The 6,369-nt window shown below is 70.8% G+C and carries 10 protein-coding genes and 1 tRNA gene; 6 read left to right on the forward strand and 5 right to left on the reverse strand.

Annotation, left to right across the window (positions count from 1 at the left end; all coding sequences use genetic code 11):
- Positions 1 to 448 precede the first annotated feature (448 nt).
- Together VGI02_RS26765 and VGI02_RS26770 are read left to right on the forward strand one after the other, a co-directional pair.
- Positions 449 to 522: transfer RNA gene (locus tag VGI02_RS26765), tRNA-Gly, on the forward strand.
- A gap of 149 nt (positions 523 to 671) precedes the next feature.
- Positions 672 to 800 carry a hypothetical protein gene (locus VGI02_RS26770; protein ID WP_331632738.1) on the forward strand — a complete coding sequence of 43 codons (129 nt, stop codon included), beginning with the start codon at positions 672 to 674 and terminating at the stop codon, positions 798 to 800.
- 26 nt (positions 801 to 826) lie between these two features.
- Here VGI02_RS26770 and VGI02_RS26775 read toward each other — a convergent pair whose 3' ends face one another.
- Complete coding sequence (locus tag VGI02_RS26775; RefSeq protein ID WP_331632723.1) at positions 827 to 1,441, reverse strand: maleylpyruvate isomerase family mycothiol-dependent enzyme; 615 nt, start codon at positions 1,439 to 1,441, stop codon at positions 827 to 829.
- A gap of 108 nt (positions 1,442 to 1,549) precedes the next feature.
- Positions 1,550 to 1,732, reverse strand: coding sequence for a hypothetical protein (locus VGI02_RS26780; protein WP_331632725.1), 183 nt, complete (start codon positions 1,730 to 1,732; stop codon positions 1,550 to 1,552).
- A gap of 619 nt (positions 1,733 to 2,351) precedes the next feature.
- Between VGI02_RS26780 and VGI02_RS26785 the strand changes: the two genes are divergently transcribed.
- Together VGI02_RS26785 and VGI02_RS26790 are read left to right on the forward strand one after the other, a co-directional pair.
- Positions 2,352 to 2,543, forward strand: a complete 192-nt coding sequence (locus VGI02_RS26785) for a hypothetical protein (protein WP_331632727.1) — start codon at positions 2,352 to 2,354, stop codon at positions 2,541 to 2,543.
- Positions 2,544 to 2,633, forward strand: coding sequence for a mycothiol transferase (locus VGI02_RS26790; RefSeq protein ID WP_331632736.1), 90 nt, complete (start codon positions 2,544 to 2,546; stop codon positions 2,631 to 2,633). It begins immediately after the preceding gene.
- 24 nt (positions 2,634 to 2,657) lie between these two features.
- Here VGI02_RS26790 and VGI02_RS26795 read toward each other — a convergent pair whose 3' ends face one another.
- Together VGI02_RS26795 and VGI02_RS26800 are read right to left on the reverse strand one after the other, a co-directional pair.
- Positions 2,658 to 3,146, reverse strand: coding sequence for an SRPBCC family protein (locus VGI02_RS26795; protein WP_331632728.1), 489 nt, complete (start codon positions 3,144 to 3,146; stop codon positions 2,658 to 2,660).
- Between the two features lie 3 nt (positions 3,147 to 3,149).
- The gene (locus VGI02_RS26800) at positions 3,150 to 3,491 is read right to left on the reverse strand and encodes an ArsR/SmtB family transcription factor (protein WP_331632729.1); all 342 of its coding nucleotides are present in this window, start codon (positions 3,489 to 3,491) and stop codon (positions 3,150 to 3,152) included.
- A gap of 363 nt (positions 3,492 to 3,854) precedes the next feature.
- Here VGI02_RS26800 and VGI02_RS26805 point away from each other — a divergent pair, with 363 nt between their 5' ends.
- The gene (locus VGI02_RS26805; RefSeq protein WP_331632730.1) at positions 3,855 to 4,142 is read left to right on the forward strand and encodes a hypothetical protein; all 288 of its coding nucleotides are present in this window, start codon (positions 3,855 to 3,857) and stop codon (positions 4,140 to 4,142) included.
- 204 nt (positions 4,143 to 4,346) lie between these two features.
- Positions 4,347 to 5,000: a TetR/AcrR family transcriptional regulator gene (locus VGI02_RS26810; protein ID WP_331632732.1), complete on the forward strand. Its 654-nt coding sequence runs from the start codon at positions 4,347 to 4,349 to the stop codon at positions 4,998 to 5,000.
- Here VGI02_RS26810 and VGI02_RS26815 read toward each other — a convergent pair.
- On the reverse strand, positions 4,942 to 6,369 hold a 1,428-nt coding region (locus VGI02_RS26815; RefSeq protein ID WP_331632734.1), incomplete at its 5' end, for a uracil-xanthine permease family protein. The two genes, VGI02_RS26810 and VGI02_RS26815, sit on opposite strands and share 59 nt — an antisense overlap.

The following is a 6,369-nucleotide window of genomic DNA, read 5'->3' on the forward strand; positions in this document are numbered from 1 at the left end:
GGCCGAAGCCGAGAGATGGATGTCGACGGGTGTACGGACGCCGTCGTCCGCACCCGTCCGACGCGTCAGTCCAGACCGCGAACGATGTGGTCTTCGTCCGAGTTGATCGTCATGTCGCGCTCCGTGTCCATCGTGGGCTCCCTTCCGGCTGCTGCTCTGGCCCGATGTCCATCCTCGACGCGTCGGCGGCCCTACCGTGAAGTACCAGGTGAGGGTCACAGATCGAGTCCCCGAGGAACTCTTGACTGCCGCGGATCGTGCTTGTGTACCCGTTCACAAGACGTTAGTGAAGGACTAAACCGTGACAGAGCGTCTACTTAACGATCCAGAAGAAAGTCCAGGCAACCTCGGCGGCGTACTCGAACGGAGCAGCGAGGAGGAGTGCCGCCCGGAATCACGCCGTCCATCAGGGATCGGATACGGTGGAGTCGACCCGGGAACGGGCCGCGCGGGCGTAGCTCAATGGTAGAGCCCCAGTCTTCCAAACTGGCTACGCGGGTTCGATTCCCGTCGCCCGCTCCACAGCGTTCATGCAGGTCAGCGGGCTTACCCTGGCTTCCATCGCCACGAGAGTGCGTCGCCACGTGCCACTAGCTAGCGCTCGGTGCTGATCCGCGTCGACGGGGCCGGGGTCGACCCGCGAACTGCTGGGCTGGCTCACCGCAGGCAAGTTGTCCTACTCGGTGGGGTTCGGCCTGCCCGATCACACCGCCGACCTGCTCGCGAAGCTCCCCCAGCAGGCGTGGCCGCCGGCGCTGGACGCCGAGGGCGGGGTCCGTGACGGCGCCAGAGCGGGGTGATCGGGACGGACGGTGCGCCGATGAAGTCAGCGGGCAAGCCGGGCGGCCACCACCGGCTGCCCTGGACCGGTCAGCTCACCGACGGCGCATGGCCGACCGGTGATCGTCATCAGCATGGCCTCCGCCGGCCCTGAAACCTCTGGCCCTGAGCCGTGGCTCCAGTCCAGATCGGACGTGACCAGGTGTACACCCCGGGCGATGCGCCACGTCGGCAACTCCACGCTGCGCACGCTGGAGTCCAGGACCAGGCGCAGCCGTTCAGCCGGAATCTCGCGTGGCAGACCGAGTGGCCGGCGGATGTCTTGATGATGAATGGTGACATCGAGCAGGGCGAGCCGTCCTCCGAAGATCGCGGCCAGCCTCTGTGGCCTCAGGTGAGCCCGCAGCTTGTCGAGGAGCTGGTCGGTACTCAGCAGGGCCAGTTCGTCGACGCCGACCTGGTTGATGTGGACTATCCGACCGCGGATGGCACGGCGAAACATCCCAAGTGGACTGACGTCGAAGCTCATCACGTGCGCGACCACGTCGCGGACATGCCAGCCCTCGCACAACGAAGGGGCTTCCCACTGCTCGGGCCTCAGCGTCGCCAGAAGATTCGCCAGGTCGGTCCGCTCGGCCGTCGCCATCTGGAGCGCGTTCACGGCATTCCTTCTCAGACGCAGCCTGGAACTGGTGAAAGCGAGCGGTTCACGTCTCACGTGCGGTGTAAACGGCCGGACGTGGGGAGCCTCGCGCTGGGGTGAGTCTAGCTAGCGATCCTCCTCGGTGGACGCTTTGAGCGCGGTAGATGGCGGCGGGGACGCCTCCGTTGACGTGCCGCGGGCCGTCTGCACGAGGTCGCTCAGGCCGTCGGCGAGCACGCGGTCACGCTGGTTCGTGGCGTGCTGGTCGATCAGCGCCGCGCGCATCGAGCCATGCCCCATGCGGTGCATCAGCTCGCGTGTGCTCGCACCGGCCGCCGCCACGAGCTGGTTGCCGGTGTGCCGGAGATCGTGGCAGTGGAAGCCGGCGGGACTTGGGTGGCCCTTCCCCCATCACTCCCCCGCGGCTCTCCGCGATTCGTCGACCGACCACGAGGACGCGAGCGTCCAGTCGGACGTCGCGACGGCGCAGAGCGATAGGTTCGCCCCAGCGCAGACCCGTGAACGTCGCCGAAAGGATGAGCCCGCGGAACCTGGCGGGACTGCATCCGCGAGGGCGAACACCTGCGGCACCGTCGCCACCGGCCGCTCGGGGGTCCGATGCTGGCCGGCGCTCTTGACGCGGCATGGGTTCCGCTTGATCGGCTCGTCATCCACGGCCGTGTTCATCGTCGCGTGCAGCAGGCTGTACGCCTCGGTGGCGCGATCCTCGGAGCGCGTCGGTCCCGCAGGAGACGGGTCCGCCACTGCCGAACCGTCTCGGTGGTGATGTGCGAGAGCTAGCCCATGCTCTTGATGCCCGAGGACCTCGCGACGGTCCTCGGTCGCGTGCACTGAGGGCCGCGGAGCTCCCGCCGACGCTGTCGGCCTCTGCTGGGAAGGTGACCGGCGTGTCGTCCCCGAGCGCGCCGTGCCCCCGACGAACGCCGACGAACGCGCCACACCGGCCGGCTGGCTCGACTTCTACCGCGCCACGCTCATCGGGAAGTGCGACGGGCTCGCCACGTGGCGACGGGAGGTCGACGTCGCGCGGCGCCACTGCGGCGACCGCGACCTCGACCACACCTGCCCGCTCGGGGACGGCGAGGTCACGCTGCGGTGAATCTACGCGCACATGATCGGCGAGTACGCGCGTCACAACGGTCACGCCGACCTCCTCCGCGAGCGGATCGACGGCCGTACGGGCGTCTGAGCGGACCCCACACGGGGCCGCACGCTAGGAGGCGTCGGCCCCCAGCACTTCGTCGAGCCGCTCGTAGCCCTCCACGACGCCCTCCTCCATGCCGCTCTCGATCATCGCGTCGCGCGCCTCGAAGGACTCGCCGATCGAGAAGATCTCCAGGCGCGTGCGCCCGCCGGGGAGCTCGACAAGCGTCAACGTCTCCACCGCGACGCCGTCCGGGAAGCCCTCGTAGGTGAAGGTCTGGACGATGCGCTCATTCTCGCGGAGCTCGTGGAACGAGCCGAAGAACCTGTGCTCGGTGCCGTCCTCGCCGGCGTGGGTGTACCGGTAGCCGCCGCCGGTCCGGGCATCCCAGCCCTGGACGGTCATGGTCAGCCGGCGCGGGCCGAGCCACCGGACGACGAGGTCGGGGTCGACGTGCGCTCGGTAGACGGCCGCGCGAGGGGCGTCGAACTCCCGGGTGATCCGGATGGCGGGAAGGGTCGGGTCGGCGGTGATGGTGGTGGCGAGCGTGGTGTTCACGGGTCACTCCGGAGTCTCGGGGTCGGTCGCTGACATCTCGGCGAGGACGGCGTCGAGCCGCTGGTAGCGCAGTTCGGCACGGCGGCGGTGGTGGTCGATCCAGCCGGTGAGCAGGTCGAACACGTCGACCTCGAGGTGCGCCCAGCGCTGCTGGCCGTCCCGGCGGCGGCTGATCAGGCCCGCCGCCTCGAGCACGCCGAGGTGCTTCGAGACGGCCTGGAGACTCACGTCGTAGGGCTCCGCGAGCTCCGTCACGGTCGCGTCGTCCGCGGTGAGGCGGGCGACGATGTCGCGCCGGATGGGGTCGGCGAGGGCGGCGAAGGCCCGGGAGAGCGAGTCCTCCACGACCTTCACCTCCCTCGTATTCAACGTTCCGGTTGAGTACGAACTTAGGACTCGCCGGAAGCAGATGTCAACGATCAACACCGAGAGGTGGAGGGATCACGAACTGTTACGCGTACGGGGAAGTATCACCCGAAGAGAGCAGGCGTCACCCGGTCGAGCGGGTGCAGCGGCCGCCTGCCGCGTCCGAACAGCCCAACCGGTCGACGCCGTGAGGCCGAACGGTTCAGTGAGGGTCCGCTCAGTGAACGGACCCGAGATGAGAGGCGTTCTCAGGTTCCCGTGAGAATTCCGCTCGTCCAGCACAACGACGCCAGGGACGCGAGGGAACGGACGTCCCCGGCGTCACGACAGAAGGAGCACTGGATGACCATGTCCACCACCCGCCGTGTGGCCGCCGCGACGATGCTCGCGGGCGTCGGCTCGGTGGCGATGGCCGGCGCGGCCAACGCCACCGAGTCGCACTCGCACGGCACCGACCACGCCTCGTCCCACCACACGTCGTCCCACCACAAGGGACTCGTGGGCGGCGTCGTCGGTGCGGGCGGCGAGCTCGCACAGGGCGTCGGCGGCCTCGTCGGCGGCGTCGGCGGAGCCGTCAACGGCATCCTCGGCAACGACACCGTCGGCAGCATCGCCGACGGACTGCTCTGAGCAGGATCCACGACGCGCCAGTGGGACGGGGAGCCCCGCTCGGCGTCTGACGGCGCGACGCACGACCGTCGGGGACGTGGTCGCGCCGACGAGGCGGCGCGGGTGGGTGATGCTGGAACCATCACCCACCCGCGTCGTCATCCTCCCTGACCAGCACGGCCCGGCGTGCGCGGTGACCCTGGCGCTCGTCGGGACAATGGGCGCATGTCCAGCGCCGCTCCCGAGGGCGAGCACCCTCGACGCGCCGGTTCGCGGGCGGCCGCCAAGGCCCGCACCCACGAGAACCTTCTCGACGCGGGTCTCGCGGTGTTCGCCGACCGTGGCTACGGCGCCGCCTCGGTCGAGGAGATCGCCCGTCGGGCCGGCGTCTCGGTCGGCTCGGTGTACGCGCACTTCACCAGCAAGGAGAAGCTCTTCCTCGCCCTGCTCGAGCGGCGTGCCGACCGCGAGTTCGCGGCCGCCGAGACCGAGCTCGCCGCCGGCTTCGACGCCGTCCTGCCCGCACTCGACCGTCGGCTGCGCGAGGAGGCGGACTCCGACCACCTCGCGCTGCTCGGCGCGGAGGCCTGGCTCTACGCGGTGCGTTCCCCCGAGTTCGGCGAAGGGCTGGCGGCACACCAGGCCCGCGTCGAGCGGGTCGTCTCCGGTCTCGTCGCCGCCGAGCGGCAGCGCCGCGGGGTGACGTGGACGCTCGACGACGCCGAGGTGGCCGGCGTCGTCAACGCCCTCTACCAGGGGCTCGTCCAGCAGCGCCGGCTGCGGCCGGAGAGCGTGGCCGACGATCTGTTCGGCCGGACCCTCACCGCTCTGCTGCGCGGCCTGGAGGGTCCTCCCCCGGGCCGGCCTGCTCCCCCGTGACGGCGGGCGTCGGGTCGGCGGCGGTGGGATCGACCGCGGTGGGACCTCCGCGGTCCGGCGCGATCCGGCGCAGCGCGTGGTACCCGACCACGACGACGACGGTGCCCAGCGCGATCCCGCCGAGCTCTCCACCGGAGAACGTGTAGGCCACGTCGCCGACCCCGATGACGATTCCCGCCGCGAGCGGGACGAGGACCTCGGGCCGGGAGAAGTCGACGTGGTTCTCCACCCAGATCCGCGCCCCGAGCAGGCCGATCATCCCGTAGAGCACGACGGTGATCCCGCCGAGCACCCCGCCAGGCGTCGCCGCCACGACGGCGCCGAACTTGGGGCAGAACCCGATCAGCACGGCCACGAGGGCGGCGACCCAGTAGGCCGCCGTCGAGTACACCCGCGTGGCGGCCATGACGCCGATGTTCTCGGCGTACGTCGTCGTCGGGGATCCGCCGACCCCGCCCGCGACGGCCGTGGCGATGCCGTCCGCGGCCAGCGCCCGCCCGAGGTAGGGGTCGAGGTTCTCCCGGGTCATCGACGCGACGGCCTTCACGTGCCCGGTGTTCTCCGCGATGAGCGCGACCACGACCGGGACGACGACGATGATCGCCGAGGCGCTGAACGCGGGCAGGTGCAGGCCCGGGGCGTCGGGCGTCCCGAACGGCAGGCCGATCCACGGGGCGTCGGAGACCGCCGAGAGGTCGAGGCGCGGGTGGGTGGAGACCACCCCGGAGGCGTTCGGCGCCGTGATCGGGCCGATCGTCGCGTCGAGCACCGCCGAGAGCACGTACCCGACGACCAGCCCGACGAGCACCGCGAGCCGCCCGAACATCCCCCGCCCGGCGACGGCGACCACCATCACGACCAGCATCGTCAGCAGCGCGACACCCTGGTCCTGCGGCCAGTACGTCCCCGCCACCACCGGCGCCAGGTTGAAGCCGATGAGCAGGACGACGGCGCCGGTCACCGCGGGCGGCAGGATCGCCGAGATCGCCCGCGCCCCGCCGACGTGCACCGCGAGCCCGACGAGCGCGAGCACCACCCCGGTGACCGCGATCGCGCCGGTGACCTCCGCGCTGGTCCCGCCGTCGGCCCGGACCGCCGCGACCACCCCGACGAACGAGGCGCTCGTCCCGAGGTAGCTGGGCACGCGCCCGCGGGTCATGAGCAGGAAGAGCATCGTCGCGAGACCCGAGAGCAGGATCGCGAGGTTCGGGTCGAGCCCCATGAGGACCGGGAAGACGAAGGTCGCCCCGAACATCGCGAGCACGTGCTGCATCCCGAGCCCGACGGTGCGGCCCCAGCTCATCCGCTCGTCGGGCCGCACCACCTCGCCGGGCCCGGGGGCGCGGCCGTCACCGTGGAGGGTCCAGCG

It is taken from the genome of Actinomycetospora sp. (genome assembly GCF_036497245.1).
Classification (GTDB): domain Bacteria; phylum Actinomycetota; class Actinomycetes; order Mycobacteriales; family Pseudonocardiaceae; genus Actinomycetospora.

Coding starts and splice junctions, on each gene's coding strand:
- VGI02_RS26780 (WP_331632725.1), bottom strand. CDS start 1,732: ATGCACCGCATGGGGCATGGCTCGATGCGCGCGGCGCTGATCGACCAG.
- VGI02_RS26805 (WP_331632730.1), top strand. CDS start 3,855: ATGACCATGTCCACCACCCGCCGTGTGGCCGCCGCGACGATGCTCGCG.
- VGI02_RS26810 (WP_331632732.1), top strand. CDS start 4,347: ATGTCCAGCGCCGCTCCCGAGGGCGAGCACCCTCGACGCGCCGGTTCG.